The sequence below is a fragment of the Microcoleus sp. S13_B4 genome (assembly GCF_036700885.1).
Classification (GTDB): Bacteria; Cyanobacteriota; Cyanobacteriia; order Cyanobacteriales; family Microcoleaceae; genus Microcoleus.
Genome location: NZ_JAUBPU010000040.1, coordinates 23,871 through 45,445, shown reverse-complemented (window position 1 = coordinate 45,445; position 21,575 = coordinate 23,871). Strand labels below are relative to the sequence as shown.

At 46.9% G+C, this 21,575-nt stretch carries 19 protein-coding genes; 10 read left to right on the top strand and 9 right to left on the bottom strand.

The annotated features are described in order from the left end of the window. Nucleotide 1: 1 nt before the first annotated feature. A complete protein-coding gene (locus QT994_RS19225; protein ID WP_333177171.1) occupies nucleotides 2–1,225 on the bottom strand; it encodes an FHA domain-containing protein in 1,224 nt (407 codons plus the stop codon). Nucleotides 1,226–2,054: 829 nt separating this feature from the next. Here QT994_RS19225 and apcA point away from each other — a divergent pair. The 3 genes from apcA (at nucleotide 2,055) to QT994_RS19210 (ending at nucleotide 3,671) form a co-directional block, all read left to right on the top strand. Further along, nucleotides 2,055–2,540, top strand: coding sequence for an allophycocyanin subunit alpha (apcA, locus tag QT994_RS19220; protein ID WP_333036136.1), 486 nt, complete (start codon nucleotides 2,055–2,057; stop codon nucleotides 2,538–2,540). 176 nt (nucleotides 2,541–2,716) lie between these two features. Continuing rightward, nucleotides 2,717–3,202: an allophycocyanin subunit beta gene (gene apcB, locus QT994_RS19215; RefSeq protein ID WP_006634930.1), complete on the top strand. Its 486-nt coding sequence runs from the start codon at nucleotides 2,717–2,719 to the stop codon at nucleotides 3,200–3,202. Nucleotides 3,203–3,467: 265 nt separating this feature from the next. Beyond that, on the top strand, nucleotides 3,468–3,671 hold the full coding sequence (locus QT994_RS19210; RefSeq protein ID WP_006634929.1) for a phycobilisome linker polypeptide: 204 nt from the start codon (nucleotides 3,468–3,470) through the stop codon (nucleotides 3,669–3,671). Between the two features lie 111 nt (nucleotides 3,672–3,782). Here the strand turns inward: QT994_RS19210 and QT994_RS19205 are convergent, their stop codons facing one another. Next, nucleotides 3,783–4,202 (bottom strand): EamA family transporter, encoded by a 420-nt coding sequence (locus tag QT994_RS19205; RefSeq protein ID WP_333177170.1) that lies wholly within the window; start codon nucleotides 4,200–4,202, stop codon nucleotides 3,783–3,785. A gap of 36 nt (nucleotides 4,203–4,238) precedes the next feature. On the opposite strand from QT994_RS19205, the gene QT994_RS19200 reads away from it, so the two are divergent. Both QT994_RS19200 and QT994_RS19195 read left to right on the top strand, forming a co-directional pair. Further along, nucleotides 4,239–5,459 carry an FtsW/RodA/SpoVE family cell cycle protein gene (locus tag QT994_RS19200; RefSeq protein ID WP_333177167.1) on the top strand — a complete coding sequence of 407 codons (1,221 nt, stop codon included), beginning with the start codon at nucleotides 4,239–4,241 and terminating at the stop codon, nucleotides 5,457–5,459. Between the two features lie 693 nt (nucleotides 5,460–6,152). After that, nucleotides 6,153–9,155: a tetratricopeptide repeat protein gene (locus QT994_RS19195; RefSeq protein WP_333177164.1), complete on the top strand. Its 3,003-nt coding sequence runs from the start codon at nucleotides 6,153–6,155 to the stop codon at nucleotides 9,153–9,155. An 18-nt stretch (nucleotides 9,156–9,173) separates the two neighbouring features. On the opposite strand, the gene QT994_RS19190 is transcribed toward QT994_RS19195, so the two are convergent. Then, a complete protein-coding gene (locus QT994_RS19190) occupies nucleotides 9,174–9,827 on the bottom strand; it encodes a Crp/Fnr family transcriptional regulator (protein ID WP_333177162.1) in 654 nt (217 codons plus the stop codon). A gap of 402 nt (nucleotides 9,828–10,229) precedes the next feature. Between QT994_RS19190 and hslO the strand changes: the two genes are divergently transcribed. Next, nucleotides 10,230–11,129: an Hsp33 family molecular chaperone HslO gene (gene hslO / locus QT994_RS19185; protein ID WP_333044232.1), complete on the top strand. Its 900-nt coding sequence runs from the start codon at nucleotides 10,230–10,232 to the stop codon at nucleotides 11,127–11,129. Nucleotides 11,130–11,375: 246 nt separating this feature from the next. Further along, a complete protein-coding gene (locus QT994_RS19180; RefSeq protein ID WP_333177159.1) occupies nucleotides 11,376–13,439 on the top strand; it encodes a hypothetical protein in 2,064 nt (687 codons plus the stop codon). A 396-nt stretch (nucleotides 13,440–13,835) separates the two neighbouring features. Here the strand turns inward: QT994_RS19180 and QT994_RS19175 are convergent, their stop codons facing one another. Further along, nucleotides 13,836–14,309 (bottom strand): TspO/MBR family protein, encoded by a 474-nt coding sequence (locus QT994_RS19175; RefSeq protein ID WP_333044229.1) that lies wholly within the window; start codon nucleotides 14,307–14,309, stop codon nucleotides 13,836–13,838. Between the two features lie 301 nt (nucleotides 14,310–14,610). Beyond that, the gene (locus QT994_RS19170) at nucleotides 14,611–15,192 is read right to left on the bottom strand and encodes a hypothetical protein (RefSeq protein WP_333177156.1); all 582 of its coding nucleotides are present in this window, start codon (nucleotides 15,190–15,192) and stop codon (nucleotides 14,611–14,613) included. 72 nt (nucleotides 15,193–15,264) lie between these two features. On the opposite strand from QT994_RS19170, the gene QT994_RS19165 reads away from it, so the two are divergent. Together QT994_RS19165 and QT994_RS19160 are read left to right on the top strand one after the other, a co-directional pair. Then, nucleotides 15,265–15,417 (top strand): hypothetical protein, encoded by a 153-nt coding sequence (locus QT994_RS19165; protein WP_333177153.1) that lies wholly within the window; start codon nucleotides 15,265–15,267, stop codon nucleotides 15,415–15,417. Nucleotides 15,418–15,561: 144 nt separating this feature from the next. After that, a complete protein-coding gene (locus QT994_RS19160; protein ID WP_333044226.1) occupies nucleotides 15,562–15,876 on the top strand; it encodes a zinc ribbon domain-containing protein in 315 nt (104 codons plus the stop codon). Between the two features lie 160 nt (nucleotides 15,877–16,036). On the opposite strand, the gene QT994_RS19155 is transcribed toward QT994_RS19160, so the two are convergent. Then, nucleotides 16,037–16,924, bottom strand: coding sequence for a DUF1232 domain-containing protein (locus QT994_RS19155; protein WP_333177150.1), 888 nt, complete (start codon nucleotides 16,922–16,924; stop codon nucleotides 16,037–16,039). A gap of 101 nt (nucleotides 16,925–17,025) precedes the next feature. Here QT994_RS19155 and QT994_RS19150 point away from each other — a divergent pair, with 101 nt between their 5' ends. Next, a complete protein-coding gene (locus QT994_RS19150) occupies nucleotides 17,026–17,850 on the top strand; it encodes an NAD-dependent epimerase/dehydratase family protein (protein ID WP_333177147.1) in 825 nt (274 codons plus the stop codon). Between the two features lie 70 nt (nucleotides 17,851–17,920). Here the strand turns inward: QT994_RS19150 and QT994_RS19145 are convergent, their stop codons facing one another. From QT994_RS19145 to sufC, 3 genes are all read right to left on the bottom strand, one after another. Beyond that, complete coding sequence (locus QT994_RS19145) at nucleotides 17,921–19,183, bottom strand: SufS family cysteine desulfurase (RefSeq protein WP_333177144.1); 1,263 nt, start codon at nucleotides 19,181–19,183, stop codon at nucleotides 17,921–17,923. 177 nt (nucleotides 19,184–19,360) lie between these two features. Further along, a complete protein-coding gene (gene sufD / locus QT994_RS19140; RefSeq protein WP_333177141.1) occupies nucleotides 19,361–20,704 on the bottom strand; it encodes a Fe-S cluster assembly protein SufD in 1,344 nt (447 codons plus the stop codon). Next, nucleotides 20,701–21,492: a Fe-S cluster assembly ATPase SufC gene (gene sufC / locus QT994_RS19135; RefSeq protein ID WP_333177138.1), complete on the bottom strand. Its 792-nt coding sequence runs from the start codon at nucleotides 21,490–21,492 to the stop codon at nucleotides 20,701–20,703. The genes sufD and sufC overlap by 4 nt, the downstream gene beginning before the upstream one ends. Between the last annotated feature and the right edge of the window lie 83 nt (nucleotides 21,493–21,575).

The window sequence follows — 21,575 nt, the reverse complement described above, 5'->3', positions numbered from 1 at the left end:
CTTACACAATTTCGCCGTCAATTTCACCGAATTCGATTTGAGTTCCCAACGCCAAAGTCAGGGTACTTTCAGGTTCTACCATTTTTATATCGCCTTGAATGTCTGTAACCCACCAAGTGCGATCGCACAAATTTGTCAATCCTAACGAAAGCTCGTTTCTTGATCGAGAAGTGACTATAGCTACAAGACCGTTAGATGCTGCGGCTGTTAAACTCGGTATGTCAGAGGTGAATAGTTGAGTTCCCGAAGTCAGAGGAATAACTCGACTGCCTAATTTCAGGGAAAATTGGCTGCTGGTAAAAGAATCTGGTGCGGCTTTTTGTGATATAATACTAGGCGGAACCTGAGCCGAAGTTGCAGCAGGCAAGTCAGAGTTTCCTACTGTAATTGTACAGTTGCCGATTTTCTTTTGGTCGCCCGATCGCAAATAACTCACCGCCCCACTATCAAGATTCTCGCAAACAATTTGACCTGCTTCTAATTGAAACCGCATCGCCACGGGTGAAACATTAGGAATGCAGATAATAGACAAATTTTCATCACTGCCAAAAGTGATCGGTTCCGAGCCCAGAGTGAGAGTGCGATTTGCTCCCGTATCGTAACTAATTACCAGCCAAGCTTTGTTGAACAAAGTTTCGGCTACCACTAGCATAATTCCAATCCAAAAACCGATTGCAGCACACCCAGCTAAACGGCCTGCACATTGAGCTAAAGGGTCAGCATTACCCGATAAATTATAAGCAAACAGAATAAACAAACAGCCGCCCAACACACCCCCAACACCGCCGCCTCCCATGCCGCGAAACGCTCCCAAATTAGGAATTCGCTGTGCAAGTCCAAGTCCTAACAAACTGCCAGCTATTCCCCAGCAAATTACTCGTAATACTTCGTTGTCTCCGTTGCCAATCCCGCTATAAATACCTTCGGCGATCGCCCCAGAAATGGCTCCTGCTATTAAACCAAACAATCCGCCATTTTTTAAAGCCTGTTTAATTTGAGGTTTGCCTTTGATATAGTAATAATAGCCGAACATAATAGCAGTAGCAATCCCACCGCCTACCAATCCAAACCAGCGACCTGTGGACAATACACTGTCAAAAAAAGATTCCGAACCAGGTAGTCGCTGCATGAAAGGTTCGGTGATTAGATTGCCGACGAAACCGCCGACTGCACCGCTAATGCCAAACTGCAAAGCTTTTTTAAGGGCTGATAGATTTCTTTTCACGGCGCACCAGATTAAAAGTGAGAGTCAAATCTAGCTACAAGCTCGAAAGTCACGATTTCCGATGATCTGATATCTGGCATCATTGTTAATAAGCCTTTCACGGGCGGGCTATCAGATCCCAACCCCTACTCCCCACAACAAAATTCACTCTTTGTCGAACCGGCCCGAAAGCCTGTTAAGAGAGAAGGCTGCAAGATGTGAGTGTGAGATTCTCCCACATCTCCCGCCTGTCTCCCGCCTCTCTCCCTTCCCTCTCAGCAACAAGTCTTTCACCCTCGCCTCGTCGCCCGCCACAATTCTCCCTCACGGCTTGATCGCCTGCAACCCTTGCTGCCAGATAACTTTAGCGATTTCTTAACTGTGAAATTTTAACTGAGAAGACCCAAGTGAGGGCCCAAACATGAAAAGGAATGTTACAAACTATTACAGTAACACTCAGAATGTGAACATAATGCCTCAAAATACTTGCGAGAGGTAGTTGTGTCAGAGAAGCAATATCCTTACTAACTGCCCGATAGTCACTCGATCGCCACTAAGTGGCCTGCTGCAATCTCGATCGTAGATTAAAGATCGCATCAGTCATTTGTGGTATTGTAAGCGACAGGCTTAGTGCGAGCACTCACAACCGCACCGGCGTGAAGAACCAGCGCCGTTAAGCACCGAAGGCAGTCACCCGCCAACAACTTCAACAGTTGCTGACTGTGGAAAGTCCAGCCTTCCCCGTCAAAGCTCCTGCCTGAGCAGGAAAGATACGGGACGCAAGCGCCCGCCTTCGCTAGCTCAGCGCAGAGCAGTTCATATAGCAAAATATCCAGCGGGTACACACAAGATGAGTATCGTCACCAAATCAATCGTCAACGCAGACGCCGAAGCTCGCTACCTGAGCCCAGGTGAATTAGATCGGATCAAAAGCTTCGTCACCTCTGGTGAACGCCGCGTCCGCATCGCCCAAATTTTGAGCGAATCCCGCGAACGCATCGTCAAGCAAGCAGGCGACCAACTTTTCCAAAAGCGCCCTGATATTGTTTCTCCCGGCGGCAACGCTTACGGCGAAGAAATGACCGCAACTTGCTTGCGCGACATGGATTACTACCTGCGTTTGATCACCTACGGAATCGTAGCTGGCGACATTACTCCGATCGAAGAAATCGGTATTGTCGGCGTCCGCGAAATGTACAAATCTCTCGGCACCCCGATTGAAGCCGTCGCCGAAGGCGTTCGCGCTATGAAAAATGCAGCTTCTTCGCTGCTGTCTGGAGAAGATGCTTCCGAAGCTTCCTCTTACTTCGACTACGTTATCGGTGCGATGCAGTAAGGAATTTCGATTTTAGGTTTTCGATTTTAGATTGAAAAATTGGGCGTTACTGCTAACAAGCTAAAAGCTTTTGCAGATAATCGGCCACTTAAAAATCTCAAATCCCATATCCCAAATTCCAAATTCTAGCTCCAAAATTGGACTGACTCAGCCACTTTCTAGGAAACAAGACAACCATGCAAGACGCAATTACCGCCGTTATCAATTCCTCTGACGTTCAAGGTAAGTACCTCGACATCAGCGCTCTAGACAAGCTCAAGAACTACTTCGCTTCTGGTGAACTGCGCGTCCGCGCCGCTACAGCCATCAGCGCCAATGCAGCAACAATCGTCAAAGAAGCAGTTGCTAAGTCTCTGTTGTACTCTGACGTAACTCGTCCCGGCGGCAATATGTACACCACTCGTCGTTATGCAGCTTGCATCCGCGACTTGGACTACTACCTCCGCTACGCCACCTACGCTATGCTAGCTGGCGACCCTTCCATCCTCGATGAGCGCGTGCTCAACGGTTTGAAAGAAACCTACAACTCCTTGGGCGTGCCCATCGGTTCTACCGTACAAGCAATCCAAGCAATGAAAGAAGTCACCGCTGGTTTGGTCGGTTCTGACGCTGGTAAAGAAATGGGCGTCTATTTCGACTACATCTGCTCTGGCTTGAGCTAAGACTCAGGAAGAAGGAAGAAGGAAGAAGGAAGAAAGAAGAAGAAATAACACTTATTTCTTGCCTCTTTTAACTTTTAACTTTGGACTTGTTACCTTTGGCTTTGAAAAGAGGTCAGGGAAGTTGAGAGTGATTGCTAGACCGTCAAAGGCTTGTCGAGAAAGCCCGACGAGTTTTAACGAGCTAGTTTTGACTCCTAACTCCCTGCCTTCAATCTTTAAAAAATCCATCTAATAATCTGTAAACCTACTCAGGAGTTAGTTTCCAATGAGAATGTTTAAGGTGACTGCTTGCGTCCCAAGTCAAACTCGCATCCGCACTCAGCGCGAATTGCAAAATACCTATTTTACTAAGCTTGTTCCTTACGACAACTGGTTCCGGGAACAGCAAAGAATTATGAAAATGGGCGGCAGAATTATTAAAGTGCAACTGGCTACGGGTAAGCCCGGAGCTAATACCGGCCTGCTTTAAGAGCCGAAGCTGGATTAGTAGAGGGGTAAGAGGTCGCGATGACCTCTTTTTTGTTGTTATAGCAGAAGTCAGATGCTCCCACCGTTGTTAATCTAATCATTGACAAATATTTCAATAAGCAGCAAGTATAACTGCGATTATCGCTAACAAAACAGCCAGCATTTGTGGTAATGTAATAGGCTCTTTCAAGAATAAAGACGATAATAATATAGTAATCAGCGGGTAGATAGACGTAACACTCACTACATTGGCAACTTCACCTTTGCCAAGGGCTATAAAAAATACTAATGATGCCACAGTGCCACAAACACCAACTAACATGGCAAACAAAATTCCCCTAACATCTCCCTCAAAACTAAAACTATTAGTTTGGATAATAAATAAAGTAGTTAAAATAGCACCAATTGCTTCATAAACAAAAGCAGTTTTGTAGTCAATATATTTAGTCGCTAAATTGCCGAAAAATCCCCACAAACCATATAATAGCGAGCAGATTAATGCGTAAATTAACCAATCTGGTACTTTAGCCATCTTTGTTAGAGTTTATTGAGATCCTTCTAAAATCCTATGGCTAATGACATTCGACGCTTCATTCCATTTTTTGACCCCAGCGCGTCTCAATGGGCCGCTGAGGCTCGGTGGCTGAGGTGGCTGACTTTTCTGTGGCTGTTTGTCGGGCTGACAGCATTGTTTTCGGCTTCCTATCCCATTGCAAATTCTGAATTTGGAGACGGCCTTTATTATTTTAAGCGACAGCTAATCGCAGTGGCGATCGGGCTGGCAGGTTTTAACTTGATGGTGTACTCCCCCCTGCGCTACCTGCTGAAAACAGCTCAGTTAGGAGTCCTGTTGCTGCTGGGATTGCTGTGGTTGACCTTAATTCCGGGAGTGGGAACCACCGTCAACGGGGCGACTCGCTGGATATCTCTGGGCCCGGTTCCAATTATTCAACCTTCTGAGTTGATAAAGCCGTTTTTTGTTCTCCAAAGCGCCCGCATTTTCGGCAACTGGTCCCGGTTGACGAATAAAGTTCGTTTAACTTGGCTGTTAATTTTCGGTGCAATGCTGTTGGGAATTTTGTTGCAGCCGAATTTAAGTACCACGGCTTTGTGCGGCATGACTTTGTGGTTGGTGGCTTTGGCGGCGGGCTTGCCTTACTTGCAGTTGGGCGCAACGGCTATGGGGGGAATGCTTTTGGCGGTTTTAAGTATTAGTTTTAGGGAATATCAGCGCCGCCGGATTATGTCTTTCCTCAATCCTTGGGCTGATCCGATGCAAGACGGGTATCAGTTGATTCAAAGTCTGCTGGCTGTCGGTTCAGGGGGCATTTGGGGTGTGGGTTTGGGGATGTCGCAGCAAAAGTTATTTTATCTGCCGATTCAGTACAGCGATTTTATTTTTGCTGTGTTTGCTGAGGAGTTTGGTTTGGTGGGATGTTTCTCGCTGTTGCTGATGTTGGCGGCTTACTCTACTGTGGCTTTGAGGGTAGCGATGAAGGCTCGAAATAGTGAGAGTCAGTTGGTGGCAATTGGGGCGATGGTGGTGATGGTGGGACAGTCGCTGCTGAATATTGGGGTGGCGACGGGAGTTTTGCCGACTACGGGTTTGCCGCTGCCCTTTTTTAGTTACGGGGGTTCTTCGATGTTGGCAAGTTTGTTGTTGTCGGGGTTGCTGATTCGGGTGGCGAGGGAGAGTTCTGAGGCTGATGTGGTTTCTTTAAACGGCCTCCGTGGAAAGCCGGGAAAGCCGAAGTTGCGATCGAACAACGGCAATACACAAACTGAATAATTTGTCAATAGCAAACTAACCCGGTTTTTGGCAAAAATCGGGTTAGTTTATTACTTAAAAAATACTGGCAGAATACCAATTTATAGGAACCGGTATTGTAGGGAAGAACACTGATTTTGAGAAAAAAAGAAGTCGGCGATCTTAAGGCAATTCGAGATTTATATCGTCACAGATGAATGTCGATCGACTATTTCCGCCCGTCACCCTTATTTGGCGGTTCTTCTTGTTGTTCTTGAGGTTTAGCTGTGATGTCAGCTAATTCTTTTTTGTCTGGTTTTGGTGTTTCCGCAGTTGAGTTAGCCATTGAGTTTTTTCCTAAATAGATGCACCCCTTAATGATATCTTTTCCAGCTACAAATGTATTGCTGTAGATAGGGGGAGGAAAATCAAGACAGACAATTCGGATGCAATTCGATGAGATATTTAATATTAGACAGCATTATGTAGATGCAAATGGCTGTCGCTTGCTATACTGCTGGAGGGTGGCAGCCCAAAAAATCGGAGGCGGACGCAAAAACACCTTTGTTAAGAATTAAATGCCGAGATCGCTCTCGAACGATTAACCCTTGCGGCTGCAATTTTCCCAGCATTCGCGTTAGTGTTACCAGAAAGAATTGGTTTAAAGCCAGAACTGCGATCGGGAGAAATTAAAAGAAGACTATTTATTACTCCAATCCTCTTCCTTCCAGGTAGATGTCGCTATCTTGCGGTCAACAGTCAACAGCCAACAGCCAACAGTCAACAGTCAACAGTCAACAGTCAACAGAACCGCGTCGTGCAAATCGCATTAGCAATATCTTGATGTGTCAACCGGATATTCAAACCAGAGGCCTGTCAAAAGTTATGAAACTGCAAAAAATTGGATTGTCGGCACAGATCTCAATCTTAGCGGCGCTGACTGTAGGTGAGTTTCGGTTTATCCCTAACTCTCAATTTAAAATCATCAATTCTCAGGCCTTGGCTCAAACTCAAGCTCAGCGCAAAGCTGAAGCAGAACGACTGTTATACCAAGGGCGTCAGCAGGTCCAGACCAGCCAATTTCAAGCTGCATTCCAGTCTTGGCAACAGGCACTAATAATTTATCGAGAAATTAAAGACCGCCAAGGCGAGAGGAAAGCTTTGGGAAGTCTGGGAAATGCTTACTTTTCCCTCGGCGACTACGCCAAAGCGATCGAGTACCAACAGCAGTCGTTGGCGATCGCCCGAGAAATTAAAAACCGCCAAAGCGAGTGGGAAGCTCTCGAAAGTCTGGGAGTTGCTTACGGTAACCTCGGCGACTACGCCAAAGCGATCGAGTACACTCAGCAGTGGTTGGCGATCGCGCGAGAAATTAAAGACCGCTACAGCGAGGGGGTGGCTCTGGGAAATCTGGGACTTGCTTACGGTTACCTCGGCGACTACGCCAAAGCCATCGAGTACGCTCAGCAGTCGTTGGCGATCGCGCGAGAAATTAAAGACCGCTACAGCGAGGGGGCGGCTCTGGGAAATCTGGGACTTGCTTACGATTACCTCGGCGACTACGCCAAAGCCATCGAGTACCAACAGCAGTCGTTGGCGATCGCCCGAGAAATTAAATACCGCCGACGCGAGGGGGCGGCTCTGGGAAATCTGGGACTTGCTTACTTTTCCCTCGGCGACTACGCCAAAGCGATCGAGTACGCTCAGCAGGTGTTGGCGATCGCGCGCGAAATTAAAGACCGCCAAAGCGAGGGGAAAGCTTTGGGAAATCTGGGACTTGCTTACTTTTCCCTCGGCGACTACGCCAAAGCGATCGAGTACCAACAGCAGTGGTTGGCGATCGCCCGAGAAATTAAAGACCGCCAAAGCCAGGGGGCGGCTCTGGGAAATCTGGGACTTGCTTACGGTAACCTCGGCGACTACGCCAAAGCGATCAAGTACCAACAGCAGTGGTTGGCGATCGCCCGAGAAATTAAAGACCGCCAAAGCGAGGGGAAAGCTTTGGGAAATCTGGGAAATGCTTACTTTTCCCTCGGCGACTACGCCAAAGCCATCGAGTACGCTCAGCAACAGTTGGCGATCGCCCGAGAAATTAAAGACCGCCAAAGCGAGGGGGCTGCTTTGGGAAGTCTGGGAAGTGCTTACCTTTACCTGGGCGACTACGCCAAAGCCATCGAGTACGCTCAGCAACAGTTGGCGATCGCCCGAGAAATTAAAGACCGCCCAAGCGAGGGAATAGCTCTAAACAATCTAGGATTTGCTCTCTCCAAATCTGGCAATCTCCCAGCAGCAGAGAAAACCCTACTTGATAGTATTAAAGTTTCCGAATCTCTCCGTGCTGGATTAGACGATGCCAATAAAGTGTCAATCTTTGAAACCCAAACTAGCCCCTACCTCACTTTACAAGAAGTCTTCATTGCTCAGAAAAAAACTAATGAGGCTTTAGAAATTGCCGAACGGGGTAGAGCCAGAGCTTTTGTGGAGTTATTGGCATCTCGCCAAGCCCCATCTGCATCTGCCCAAACTACTATCAACCCCCCCAATATCCAGCAAATTCAACAAATCGCTAAAGAGCAAAACGCTACCCTTGTCGAGTATTCAACTATTTGGAATGAAGCCCTTTATATTTGGGTCATCAAGCCGACTGGTGAAATTACCTTTCGCTCCCTTGACCTCAAATCTCTTAACATCAATCTACGCGAAGCCACCGAACAGACAAGAGTATCTGCTGCTCTGGGGACGAGAGGATTAAACGAGCAAGATACCGCCTTAGCTGAGATGATTCGCGGCACTCGCGAGGAGCTGGGTGTATCGGCGGCGGGGGACATTGCCAATAAACAAACAGCTAATCCCCCTGCTTCTACCACTGCTAATTCTCGGATAATTTACCCCCAATTACAGCAAAGCTATCAACTACTCATTCAACCAATTGCCGATCTTTTACCTACTGACCCGAATGCTCCTATCATCTTCATTCCCCATCAATCCCTGTTTTTAGTTCCCTTTGTCGCCTTACAAGATCCGACAGGTCAATATCTGATAGAAAAACATACCATTCTCACGGCTCCCGCCATTCAAATTTTGCAGTTAACCCACCAATCACGGCAAAAAGTCCGACAACTTTCTCTCCAGAATAACTTAGTGGTAGGCAATCCAATTATGCCCAAAATTGGCACTCCGCCGCACCAATTAGAACCCTTACCGGGCAGCGAACGGGAAGCAATTATAATTGCCCAACTTCTGAAGACTAAACCGCTTACAGGCTCTCAAGCGACTAAAGCATCGATTGTTCAACAGATGCTAAAAGCCCGGATTATTCATCTGGCAACTCACGGATTACTCAATGAAGTGAAGAGGGGAGATTTACCGGGAGCGATCGCCCTTGCTCCATCAGGAAATGATGACGGATTGCTGACTTCGAGCGAAATTTTGGATTTAAAATTAAATGCTGAATTAGTGGTATTAAGTGCTTGCAATACTGGCAGGGGAAAACTGACAGGCGATGGCGTGGTTGGGTTATCTCGTGCTTTAATTAGTGCTGGAGTTCCCAGTATTATCGTTTCTTTGTGGTTTGTACCCGACGATCCGACAGCGGAATTAATGGCAGAATTCTATCGCCAGTTAAAGAAAAACCCGAATAAAGCTCAAGCTTTGCGACAAGCAATGCTGATGACAATGAAGATGCACCCAACTCCGAAAGATTGGGCAGCGTTTACGCTGATTGGCGAAGCAGAATAAGATTTTTTTCGGTGCTTGCTACACTGCTTGAGGGTTGCAGCCAAACAAATCCGACGTGGACGCAAAAACACCTTTGTTAAGAATTAAATGCCGATCGCCATCTCGACTGATTAACCCTTGCTGCTGCAATTTTCCCAGCATTCGAGTTACTGTTACCCGCGTCGTGCAAATCGCATTAGCAATATCTTGATGTGTCAAACGGATATTCAAACGAGTTCCCTCAACCACAGGCTGACCGAATTCCTGTTGCAATAATAGCAGTAGCTGATACAAACGGTCATCTACTCGCCGCTGTCCGGCGATCGCTAAAATTGCTTCCATTTGTCGCAGCCGCCGTACCATTTGAGGCAGCAACTCGTGAGCCAATTGAGGAGAAGCTTCGATTTCCACCATAGAATACCACATCAAATAAATATCTGATGTCGCCGTAGCTCGGTAAGTCTGTAAGCTTGTCAACCACAAACCGAAGCACATCGAAGGCCCAACCCAACCCAAAAGTCCTTCTTCCCCGGTTGGATAAAGCGTACTCAGTTGTGCTAGACCTTGACAGACTCGCCAAAGGCCTTGCGGCATCATAGGAATGGTTTCGCCCTTGGCATAAAAATGCAAGTTTCGGGTTGCTCCTGTGTTATGCTGGACTTCCGCTAAAAGTGCTTTGGATGTTGGTGGCATATCCGTTATTTCCAGCTAAAAAACATTTGTCTGAGACCTACGCCTCTCACTCTAGCCGACAAAGGTAAAGGTTTGGTAATGGTCTGGTTAGCAGCAAGATAAGCTTTAGTCATTAGTCATTAGTTGTTAGTTGTTATAAAATGACTGAGAAAACGCTGTCTTTTGGAAAAGAAATGCACTCGTTATTTAGGTTTTAAAAATAAATATTTATGTTGAAGAATTTATCAGACTATTTGTTAATAAATACTCAGTTAGTCAAGGTTTTATAGAAAAGAAAGGCGAGTTCTGAAGTTCGATCGCACTCCCAGGCCCGCAGAGTCAACTGTTACTACTTGCTGCGGCAACCTTCAAGAACTTCTAAAATAGTTTAAAGAAGTATCAAAAGACATAGTAAGGTTTTTCATGGCCGATCAATTAATTCGCGCTACAGCCGCAGAGGGCGGAATTCGCGCTGTAGGCGTCATTTCCACCCGCCTCACCGAAGAAGCAAGACAGCGGCACAAGCTCTCCTACGTGGCTACAGCCGCCCTCGGCCGCACAATGTCGGCGGGGCTGTTACTCGCCTCCAGCATGAAACGCCCCGAATCGAGAGTCAATATTCGCATCAAAGGAGATGGGCCGCTGGGCGGGCTTCTGGTGGATGCGGGACTCGATGGAACAGTTCGAGGTTATGTGGACAATCCCGGAGTCGAGTTGCCGCCCAATGCTAAAGGCAAACTCGATGTGGGCGGGGCAATAGGTGACGGTTATTTGTACGTGGTGCGGGACGTTGGATACGGTTTCCCTTACTCAAGTACGGTAGAATTGGTTTCCGGCGAAATTGGCGACGATCTGACTCACTATTTGGCAACCTCGGAGCAGACGCCTTCGGCTCTGGTTTTGGGGGTGTTTGTGGGGGCGGGCGGGGTACAAGCGTCTGGGGGTGTGCTGTTGCAGGTTCTGCCGAAGGCGGCAACGGACGAAAAATTGGTGCAAACTTTAGAATCGAGAGTGGCTGCACTGTCGGGCTTTACGCCGCTGCTGCGATCGGGCAAAACGCTGCACGAGATTCTCGAAGAGTTACTGGGAGATATGGGCCTGGAAATTTTCCCGGAAACTCAGATGGTGCGCTTTCACTGCGGCTGTTCGTTCGATCGAGTTTTGGGAGCTCTGAAAATGTTGGGCGAAGCGGAACTCCAAGACATGATTGAAAAAGATGGGGGGGCTGAGGCTACGTGCCATTTCTGCAACGAGGTTTACAAAGCTAATAGCGACCAACTTGCGGAACTGATCGGCGATTTGCGATCGAACTCCGGTTCTTGAGATAATAATTGGTAATTGGCAATCAGGAGTGCGAGTTAGGGATCAAGGCCTTGACCAATTGCCAATTACCCATTATCAATTACCTAATCACAAAATTTTGATTTTTGGGGTTTGGCGATCGCCTCTTGTAGTCTTTCGCCTGCTGGAGTATTTAAAAGTGATGAATACATTCTATAGAGCAGTCAATAGCAGCGATCGCTGTTTTGAAATAATTAAGACAGGCTGGTTGTTGTTTGTGGTGAGGATATGAGTCAAGATCGCAAAACATCAGGCCGTTGGTCTGCATCAGAATCCTTCGAGCCAAAAAGGGATACTTCATCGCTGGTGCCACTTCCAGCAAGGAAAAACCGGGCTGAGCGACTTAAAGAGCTCCGAGAGTTGGTTACTTCGGGAAAACTGCCGGGAGGGCATCTGGAACTACCGCCGAATTTGTCTGGGGAAAACTCGCAGCAGCCGGAGGGACACAATCGGTTGTGGCCCAGGTGGTCGAATAAGTGGCAGTTTTGGCTCGCCGTGAGTTTGATTCTGTCGGTGGGCATGGGGTTTGTGGCACTTGCGTCTTTGCTCAACCTGACTTCGCAGTCGAATTGCTCAAAGATTTTTTGGCCGACGGCTTCTGCTAACGATCGCTTTTTTTGTGCTCAAGAAGCAGCTAGCAAGCGGACGGCAGATGATTTACTGTGGGCGATCGAATTAGTGAATGCTTTGCCACAAGACCATCCGCTGCGGCCGAGAATTAACACTCAAATTGATCGGTGGTCGGAGGATATTATTAGGCTGGGAAATGCTAGTTTCCAAGAAGGAAAGCTGGAGCAGGCGATTGCGATAGCGAACAAGGTTCCTCAAAACGTTCCCGCTTACCCGATGGTGGAAAAGCAGATTGAAAAGTGGCAGTCGATATGGAGCGAGGCAGAGAAAATTTACCACACGGCCGAAGACCATTTGCGTCAGGAAGAGTGGACGCTGGCTTTCCGCCAAGCTACTCTGCTTTTGGATGTGGGAAATACTTTCTGGGAATCGGCTAAGTACGAGGAATTGACTAAGCTAATTCAGACGACTCGGGCTGAGGGAAATAAGTTGCTAAAAGCCCGGAATACAGCCTCTGAGGGAGGTCTTGACAATCTGGTAACGGGGATTAAGCTGGCTCAGGGAATTGATCAAAACAGTTATTTGTATCAAGCTGCCAATAAGGCGATCGCGGAATTTAGCAAGAAAATTCTGGGGATCGCGCAACAACGCTTGCAGGCAGGGGATTGGGAGCAGGCGATCGCGATCGCTAACAAGATTCCAGAGTCGGCAAATTTAAGGGGACAAGTTGAGGATTTTAACCAGTTGGCGAGTGCTACTGCTCAGGCTTTGACTGGCTCTGTTGAGGGTTTCTCCAAGGCGATCGAGATTGCTCAAAAGTTGAATTCGGGTCGCCCTTTATACAAACAAGCTCAAAATTTAGTCGGCCGCTGGCAGCAAGAAATGGCTGATGTGAAAGTTTTGGATTTGGCAAGCAGGCTGGCGGCGCCGGGAGGGGTAAATGATTTGAGGGCTGCCATCGCGCAATTGCAAACAGTCCCCCAATCAAACCCCCGCGCTTCGGAAGTTCGCACTCAAATTAGCCGCTTGAGCCGTCAAATCGAGCTGCTGGAAGACAGTCCGTATTTGCAAAGAGCGAACGATTTGGCGAGTACAGGCGATCCGAATTCTCTGGAGGCCGCCGTTGCTCAAGCTTCTCGGATCGCTCAAGGTAGGGCGCTTTACGTGGAAGCTCAAACCAAAATTCAAGCTTGGATGGAGAGGAGACAGCGGCTTGTTGACCAGCCGTTTTTGGATAGAGCTCAGCAGCTAGCGGCGGCGGGCAATTTGGCGGGGGCAATTGAGATGGCCCGCCGGATTCGATCGGGACGGGTGCTTTATGAGGAAGCTCGATCGAACATTCGGACTTGGGAGGCTCAATTTCAGGGCGAGCAAGGTTTGCAGAGCGCCCGTCAGGCGGCCCGAGCGGGGACTGCTGACGCTTTGCAAACGGCAATTTCGCTGGCTCTTCAGGTGCCGGAGTCGAGTTCGCTCCGGTGGCAGGCGAGTGAGGCGATTGATGAGTGGAGCCAGCGGATTTTGGCGCTTGGTGTGGAACAGTCGTCGTCGGATCTGGCTGGGGCGATCGCAACTTTGAAGAAAATTCCCTCGGGTACTCGGGCTTTTGAGCAAGCGCGATCGCAAATCCAAGTTTGGGAGGAGTCGCTGAATTCTTCGGATGCTGAATCTCCCCCTCCCGAACCACCAGAAACTGAGCCTCCTAGCCGTTCTCGGAGTCGCTAGGTTAACTCGCTTGCCCGACATGGGGCGGGGGGTTTAAACCCTGAGAATTAGTGCTTGATTGGAGTTTTAACTCACATCAAGCATCATTCTCAATCAACTTTTAGGCGGGGGTTTACTAATAATCCTCACCTTGCCAACAAATTAAATAAAGCCGCCCCCACCACGCGATAAAACTCAGAGAGTATCTATTTAAAGAACCGCGAAGACGCCTTCGGCGAAGCCGTTCCCGTAGGGTAGGGCGCGAAGGAAGAAAAGGAAGAGAAGAAAGACAATAGAAAGAGTTCACAAGTGATGCGAGGCTTGCTGCTATAGCAGTTTTCTATTGGGTGAGGTACAGCTTAGCAATTAGCTTTTTCCTAATTATCAATTACCAATTACCCTTTATTTTTAGATCTATTAAACATCTGCCGGATTTAGGTGCATCATTGCCCAAGTGGTGTAAGTGCCGATCGGACTCCAAAGTATGTAAGGCAGCAATAACAGGGCGGCAGGCTCGGAAACTTGCAACACACTTAAAGCTAGTATAACGCTTAAAATAGCGCCCGTTCCGCCGATTATTGTGCCGACTTTTAGGCTCCTAACTTTGCACATAACCGAGGTATAAGACATAGTTACTATTTCTAAAAGCAGGTACAAACCCATTCTCAGCCAAGTCTCCTGAGTTCCCGGTTCTTTTTCCCAAACAATCACTGCTGACCAAGCTGCACAAATAAAAATTACTGTCCAAATTAGGGGAATTGCTTTTTCAATTACTAGCCATCTCGGACGCTGCAAGCGGTTAAACCATTGGATGTCGCTGGGCGGGATAAAGTTAGCTGCTAGTGCTACTATCAAGGCGACGCCTCCAATTACCATCCAGGATTTAATCATTTTTTTACCTTGGGCGAGGTTGACAGGTTCAATTCAGCAGATATTATCTCTAATTTTGGCGATCGCGCAATCTGTCCCTAGTTATATTAGTTTTGGTTCCGTCGCGAAACCCAACATCAGTTGAAAAGTAATTTAGACTTCTGGGAAATCTCAATTTATTTTCTTCTATTCCGTTTCATAATATAAAAAATTTGACTCCTGCTCCCTCCCCTTGAAAAGGGGAGGGGTCCGGTCGGCTTTTCAGTAAAATTGACCAGTAAATTGAACAAAAAGTCTCTTAGTCTTTCCCAAAAATCGGCGACTAGCCGAGGCGGTGATGCTGTTCTAATTCTAAACTAGAGTCATTCTCTTTTTTGGGAACCAGAAGCGTATTTTCGCTGCTCGGTTGCAACACAGCTTTAATCACTTGGAGAAAACGGTTAGGCTTTTTGGTTTGACCGTTGAGAGTGCGCCGGTCTTGCACTTTTTTAGAAAGGTGCCTCATCACAGATAAATCGAGTTCATCGATGAAATGGTCTGCTATACGTTCTCCCATTAAATCAATAGCTTCAGCATACTGATCTGTTAGCGTTTCTATGGCATCGTATGCTTCGTCAGCAACTTGACTTGCTACTGTTTTATTTTGGTCGCCCGGTGTGTGGGAATGGCTGCGGCGTCGGTCTAAAAGACTTTGGTAATCTGCAATGCTCATTCCCAAATTGTAGAGATGATGGTGAGCGTGATCCATCAAATCTACTTCACTGGGATAGAAGAAACCACGAGTGCTGTTGATGCCGTGCAGTTTTGCCCAACGGCGCAGAGTTGTCTCATCTTGCAGTTCGTATCGCTCCAACATTTGAGCTGTGTTCAGCTCTACTTCTGGCGTAACTTTGAAATCGCTCATCGGTAAATCCTCGCTGGTGAGTAAATAAATAAAATTGAAACTTAGAATCTGTGATTGGCGTACAGTCTGAAAATGATGATCAATCCTGTGACGGCATTGAGGGAAGTCTTGCGGGCATTTGCTAGCCGTCGATCGTGCGATCGTGCGATCGAGTCAGAGGATTTCAGGGTAGGGTACTTTTGGGCTTTGTCTCGATCGCATCCGGGAGCAAGCACACTGGGTTAATAATATAGCTGATTTAAGGTTTTAACAACCGTTAAAAATAGTAAAGTTTGATTTTTGGGCTTGAATTTTTAGTAATGTTGAGCTATAATATTCTCAATAACCGTGCAATTAATAATTTTAGTAGTTGCAAACGAGATTCTTAGTATGCCTGTATACGATTATTTTTGTCCCAAAAACAATCAGCAGTTAGAAGTTTCGCACAGTATGAACCTGGAAGTTTCGACTTGGGGCCAACTGTGCGAGTTAGCTAAGTGCGAACCCGGGGAGACTCCCGTAGATGCTCCGGTACGCCGACTGCTGAGCGCTCCGAGGTTGATGAAGCCGACATCCGACACCGATTATAAAAATTCGGGTTTCAGCAAGTACGTGAAGCGGGATGAAGGGGTTTATGAAAATGTCACGGCTAAGGATGGTGAAAGCCGTATTGTCAATCGAGATGGTAAGCCGATTAAAGACTGAGAACCCACAATAATCAAGTTTTCAGTTGAGTGAATTACAGATATTGGGTAGGGGCACGGCAACGCCGTGTCATTTATTTGATCCGATTGACAAATTCTATATTATTCAGATTATATTATGCCCATGCAGACGGAAACAAAACGCGCCACAGGACATAATATTATTTGCCAAACCAATCTTTCATTTTTTGTTTGGCTTGTGCTTTGGTATCAGCATTAATATATACTGAAACAGTAGCTATTGCCGCCAGCAATACTCCCAAATCGTCTGTAAATCCGATGCCGACTAATATATCGGGAATGGCATCGACCGGAGATATAAAATAGGTCAAAGCTCCAACTACCACTCCTTTTGCCCAAGCAGGCACGTTTGGGTTCTGAGCCGTATAGTAGAGAATCAAAGCTTTTTCAACTACTTCTCTTCCTGCGGTTAAAGCAAAGTTTTTAAGTTTAGTCCAAAAACTTTCCTCTGAATAGTTAATTTTGGGGTTGCTGAGGTTTGTTGTGGTTCCTTTTCGGTCGATCAAATCGAGAGGAATGCCATTAGTTTTAAGCTGGGAAACAGTAGAATTGAAGGAGGCTGATGCCTGATTTTTATTAGGGGTGGCCTCCCGTATTTGTTTCATGTCTGCGATGAATTCCTGCATGGCTTGGATTTGCAAGTCGGAAACCGCCAGCAGTTTTTTTGCCGATTGGATCGCCTCGCTTTCTGCGGGATGCAGCGTCTTATTTGCCCCAGCCATGTTAATTAAAAAATACATGACTCCCAAACGCAGCGGTTCTTCTGACTTGCTGAGTGTTTGCAAACAGTCGCTGAGTGATGGGGGAGTGGCTGTGTAGGATTGGATTTGAGTTTTTGCCGAGTCAGAAAATTTGTCTAAATTGATGGTTTTAAACAACAAATCTAGTTCGTCAATATCAATGGAACCATCGGCGGCTGCGATCGCAAACAAAGAACCATAAAAAGCTAAAAGTTCGCTTTCTGAGGATGTGGCAAAAATATCTCTCTCGGACACGATGCTACTCCGATTGATAACGATGCTTTGCATTTTACCACAAAACTCAGATTGAAATGATTTCGGCACTCGCATTCAAGGGCTGCAGAAACCGGCAATAATTTTAGAGAGGATGACACAATGGAGAATTTTTTATGAAAGTTGCGATCGTCGGCTGCGGCTATGTGGGTACTGCGACAGCCAAACATTTACGCGGCAAATCTGATTGTACCGTGACGGCGACAACTACCACGGCGACGCGAGTAGTTGAGTTGGAGGGTGTCGCGCAGCGGGTAGCCGTGCTCAAAGGAAATGACAAAGATGCGATCGCCTCTGTACTGCAAGAACAAGATGCTGTTATGCTGTGCGTCGGTGCCCGAAATCCTCATACTTATCGGGAAAGTTATATAGATACTGCGACAACTTTAGTATCGGTTTTACAGCAGATACCGACAGTAAAGCAGGTTATTTATACGGGTACTTATTCTGTGTATGGCGATCGCCAAGGTGAATTGGTAAATGAAGAATCACCCGTCGCGCCGGCTAATCCAAACGGTGAAATTCTCGCAGAAACAGAACGGGTTTTATTAGCAGCATCTAGTCCCAATCTTCACGTCTGCATTCTCCGTTTGGGAGGAATTTATGGGCCTGCGCGAGAATTAGTTAAAATCTTTGGAGGCTGGGCTGGTAGCACTCGTCCCGGTAGGGGGGAAGATGCTAGTAATTGGGTGCATCGAGATGATATTGTTGGGGGGTTAACATTTGCTTTGGAAAATCGATTGCAGGGAATTTACAATTTAGTGGGGGATGTGTCGCTATCGAGTCGCGAATTGCTCGATCGCATTTTTGAAGCTCATAATCTGCCTAAAGTTTCTTGGGATGGAAGTCCTAGCGTGCGGCCTTATAATGCGAGGGTGTCGAATCAAAAGATTAAGGCGGCTGGTTATCAATTTGTTCATCCTGAGATTCGGGAGTTTTAATTTGGCTAATCTTTTTTTGAACCGCCGACATCTGCGGTTCAAAAAAAAGCCATTTCAATCACTAATTAACTTATCCCATAATCCCACCAAAAAAGTCGATCGTCTCTTTCAACGCTTTGATAAACACATCAATCTCCTCGCGAGTATTGTAAAAATACAAACTCGCCCGCGCCGTAGATGAAACGTTCAAATAGCGGTGCAAAGCTTGCGTGCAGTGATGCCCGGAACGAATCGCGACTCCCTCCTGATCTAACATTGTAGACAAGTCTTGAGGGTGAATTTCTCCCGCAGTAAATGCCGCCAAAGCTGCCCTACCTTCGCCGTTGCTGTCTGGTTGTGGCCCGTAAATTTTGATTTCGGGAATTTGCCGCAATTGTTGGAACATATAAGCAGTCAATTCAGCTTCGCAAGCGTGAATCTTATCCATGCCAATGTTACTAAGATAATCGATTGCTGCACCAAGGGCGATCGCCTCGCCGATTGCAGGCGTCCCCGCCTCAAATTTGTGTGGCAAATCGGCATAGGTGGAATAATCAAGAAACACGTCAGCAATCATCTCGCCGCCGCCGAAAAACGGAGGCATTTCTCTCAGCAAGTCCAGTTTACCGTACAGAAAACCGATGCCAGTCGGAGCGCACATTTTATGCCCGGAAGCAACCAGCCAATCGCAATCTATTGCTTGCACATCCACTATCATGTGCGGCACGCTTTGGCAAGCATCTATTAAAACTTTCGCGCCGAAACTGTGGGCAATTTCGCAGATTTCTTTGACAGGACTAATGCAGCCTAAAGTATTAGAAACGTGAACGGTTGACACCAATTTAGTTTTATGGGAAATCAGCGTTTTAAACTGTTCCAAATCAAACTCGTTAGTTTCCGTTAACTCCACAAACTTCAGCACTGCACCAGTTCTTTGAGCCATCATTTGCCAGGGAACGAGATTACTGTGGTGTTCCATCACCGACAGGATAATTTCATCTCCGGCTTGCAGATTGCTCAAACCCCAAGAATAAGCAACCAAATTAATCGCTTCGGTGGCATTGCGAGTGTAAACAATTTCTTGCCGCGACGCAGCATTTACAAAGGCCGCAACTTTGTCTCTTGCACCTTCGTAAGCATCAGTCGCTTTGGCGCTGAGAGTGTGAGCGCCGCGGTGCACGTTTGCATTGTATTGTCCGTAGTAATCACGCCAAGCGTTGAGTACAGCTAGGGGTTTTTGAGAAGTAGCTGCATTGTCTAAATAAACGAGCGGTTTGCCATTTACTTTTTCATTCAAAATTGGAAAGTCGCCGCGAACTTTTGAGGCAAGTGTTTTTTCTTGAATAAGTGTCATAAATTTCAGAAGTTAGTATTGTTGCTGATTCTGGGCGGGCTAGAAGCCCACCTCATAGGAACATTTATTTTTGTGGAACAGGCTTCGACGCTGTTGCTGATTCTGGGCGGGCTAGAAGCCCACCCCACAGGAACATTGATTTTTGTGGAACAGGCTTCGACGCTGTTGCTAATTCTTTTATCCTTGGATAGCCACGCAGGTAGAAAGCATTTTCGCCACACCTACAATTGGCAACAGATTGAGAATTTCGGCTGCAAAAGCATCGATCAGCAAATAGCGGCTTCTTTCTAAATCCAAACCGCGACTTTGCAAGTAGAAAAGTTCATCATCTTCTAATTGACTGACAGTTGCACCGTGGGAACATTTAACGTTGTCGGCGACAATTTCCAACTGCGGTTTGGTATCTACACGAGCTCTCGGCGACAGCAATAAATTCCGGCTCAATTGTCCGGCATCTGTCAATTGTGCGGCTTTGCGAACGAAAACTTTGCCGTTAAATACAGCGCGAGCTTTGTTGCCGACAATGCACTTGTGCAATTGGCGACTTGTACCGTGGGGGTAATTAAAATCGATTAAACTGTGGGTGTCCGCTAACTGTTCCCCAAAGGCTACGCTTAAGCCGTTTAAAGTTGTTTCAGTGGCTTCGCCGCGCTGAAATACTTCTAAATTGTGCCGCGATATTTTGCCTCCCAAGCTAATAGCATGGCAAGTGTAACGGCTATTACGAGATTGTTCGATTGCACTTTTGCCGATATGAACAACTTCCCCACCTTCCCGCTGCAGCCGAACGTGATTCACAGTGGCGTTTTCGCCGACAAGAACATCCGTTACAGCATTCGTAAATGCAGCGACATTACCGATAGTTGCGTAATCCTCAATCAGTGTCACTTTGCTTCCAGGCTCAGCTATGACTAAGCAGTGCGGCTGGGACATCGTGGGAGATGCACCGGGCGCTGTCAGGAACAGCAAGTGAATCGGAAGGTCGATCGACATATTGGCCGGCACGAACACCACCGCAGAATCCGCCAAACCCGCAGTATTCAGCGCGGTAAACACCTCGGCTTGCTGTCTGTGCTTGCTCAAAACATCGCTGATGCGCCCTTGATATTTTTCGGGTACATTAAATAGATTACCTGCGTAAAAGTCGAGCGGCCAATTGGGAAAAACCGACGACTCCACCGTTGACAAATCCGGCGCATAAAAACCGTTGACAAATACCAATCTTAATGGTAAATCATCCCGATTTTTCACTGGCATAATGATATCAGCCAGCTTAACTTTTGACTGATTGCTCTGGGGTATATGAAAAGGAATTTGCAACACCGCCGACAAATCAGTAAAGCGCCATTCTTCATCTTTCACCGTCGGAAAACTCGAAGAAAGCACGTATTTCGTCGCCGCCTCCCGCAAATCCTGCAACCCGTAAGCAGAACTTTCGTTATTAGCTGCGCCCAACTTGCCGCACTGATTCACCAAATCAGTCAAAAACATTTCCCTACTAGCAACTTGCGTATTTATCATCGCGCGCCTACTCCTGCTGCTTCCTCTTCCACAACCCAGTCATAACCGCGCTCTTCCAATTCCAGCGCCAACTCTTTCGGGCCAGTCAAGATAATTCTGCCCGCTTCCATGACGTGAATAAAATCAGGAATAATGTAATTGAGCAACCGCTGATAGTGAGTAATTACCAACATCGAATTTTCAGCAGTTGACAACTGATTCACACCGCCGGCGACAATCTTGAGAGCATCGATATCCAAACCAGAATCAGTCTCGTCTAAAATAGCTAACCTCGGTTCCAACAACGCCATTTGCAAAATCTCATTGCGCTTTTTCTCGCCACCGGAAAAACCCTCATTTACGCTGCGGCCTAAAAAAGAATCATTCATCTTGACAATATCCAGCTTGTCCTCGATTAAATCTTGGAAATCAAAAGCATCCAATTCTTCCAAGCCGCGATGTTTGCGGTGAGAATTGTAAGCCACGCGCAAGAAATCCAGATTGCTAACGCCGGGAATTTCTAAAGGATATTGGAATGCAAGGAAAACGCCAGCCAAAGAGCGTTCTTCCGGCGGTAACTCCAGCAGGTTCTGCCCCAGAAAAGTAACTTCTCCACCCGTTACTGTATAAGCAGGATGGCCCGCTAATATCTTGGATAAAGTGCTTTTTCCCGAGCCGTTCGGGCCCATAATCGCGTGAATTTCACCCGATTTAATTTCCAGATTCAAACCCTTAAGGATTTGCGTATCTTCCACATTCGCAGTTAAATCGCGGACGGATAGCACCACTTGACTATTTTCTACAATCATCTATTTTTGTCCTTTTCCTCAATGCACTTTACAGTTTTTTGTTCTCGTTCCTAGGCTGTACCCATTGGTGACAATTTAACGTT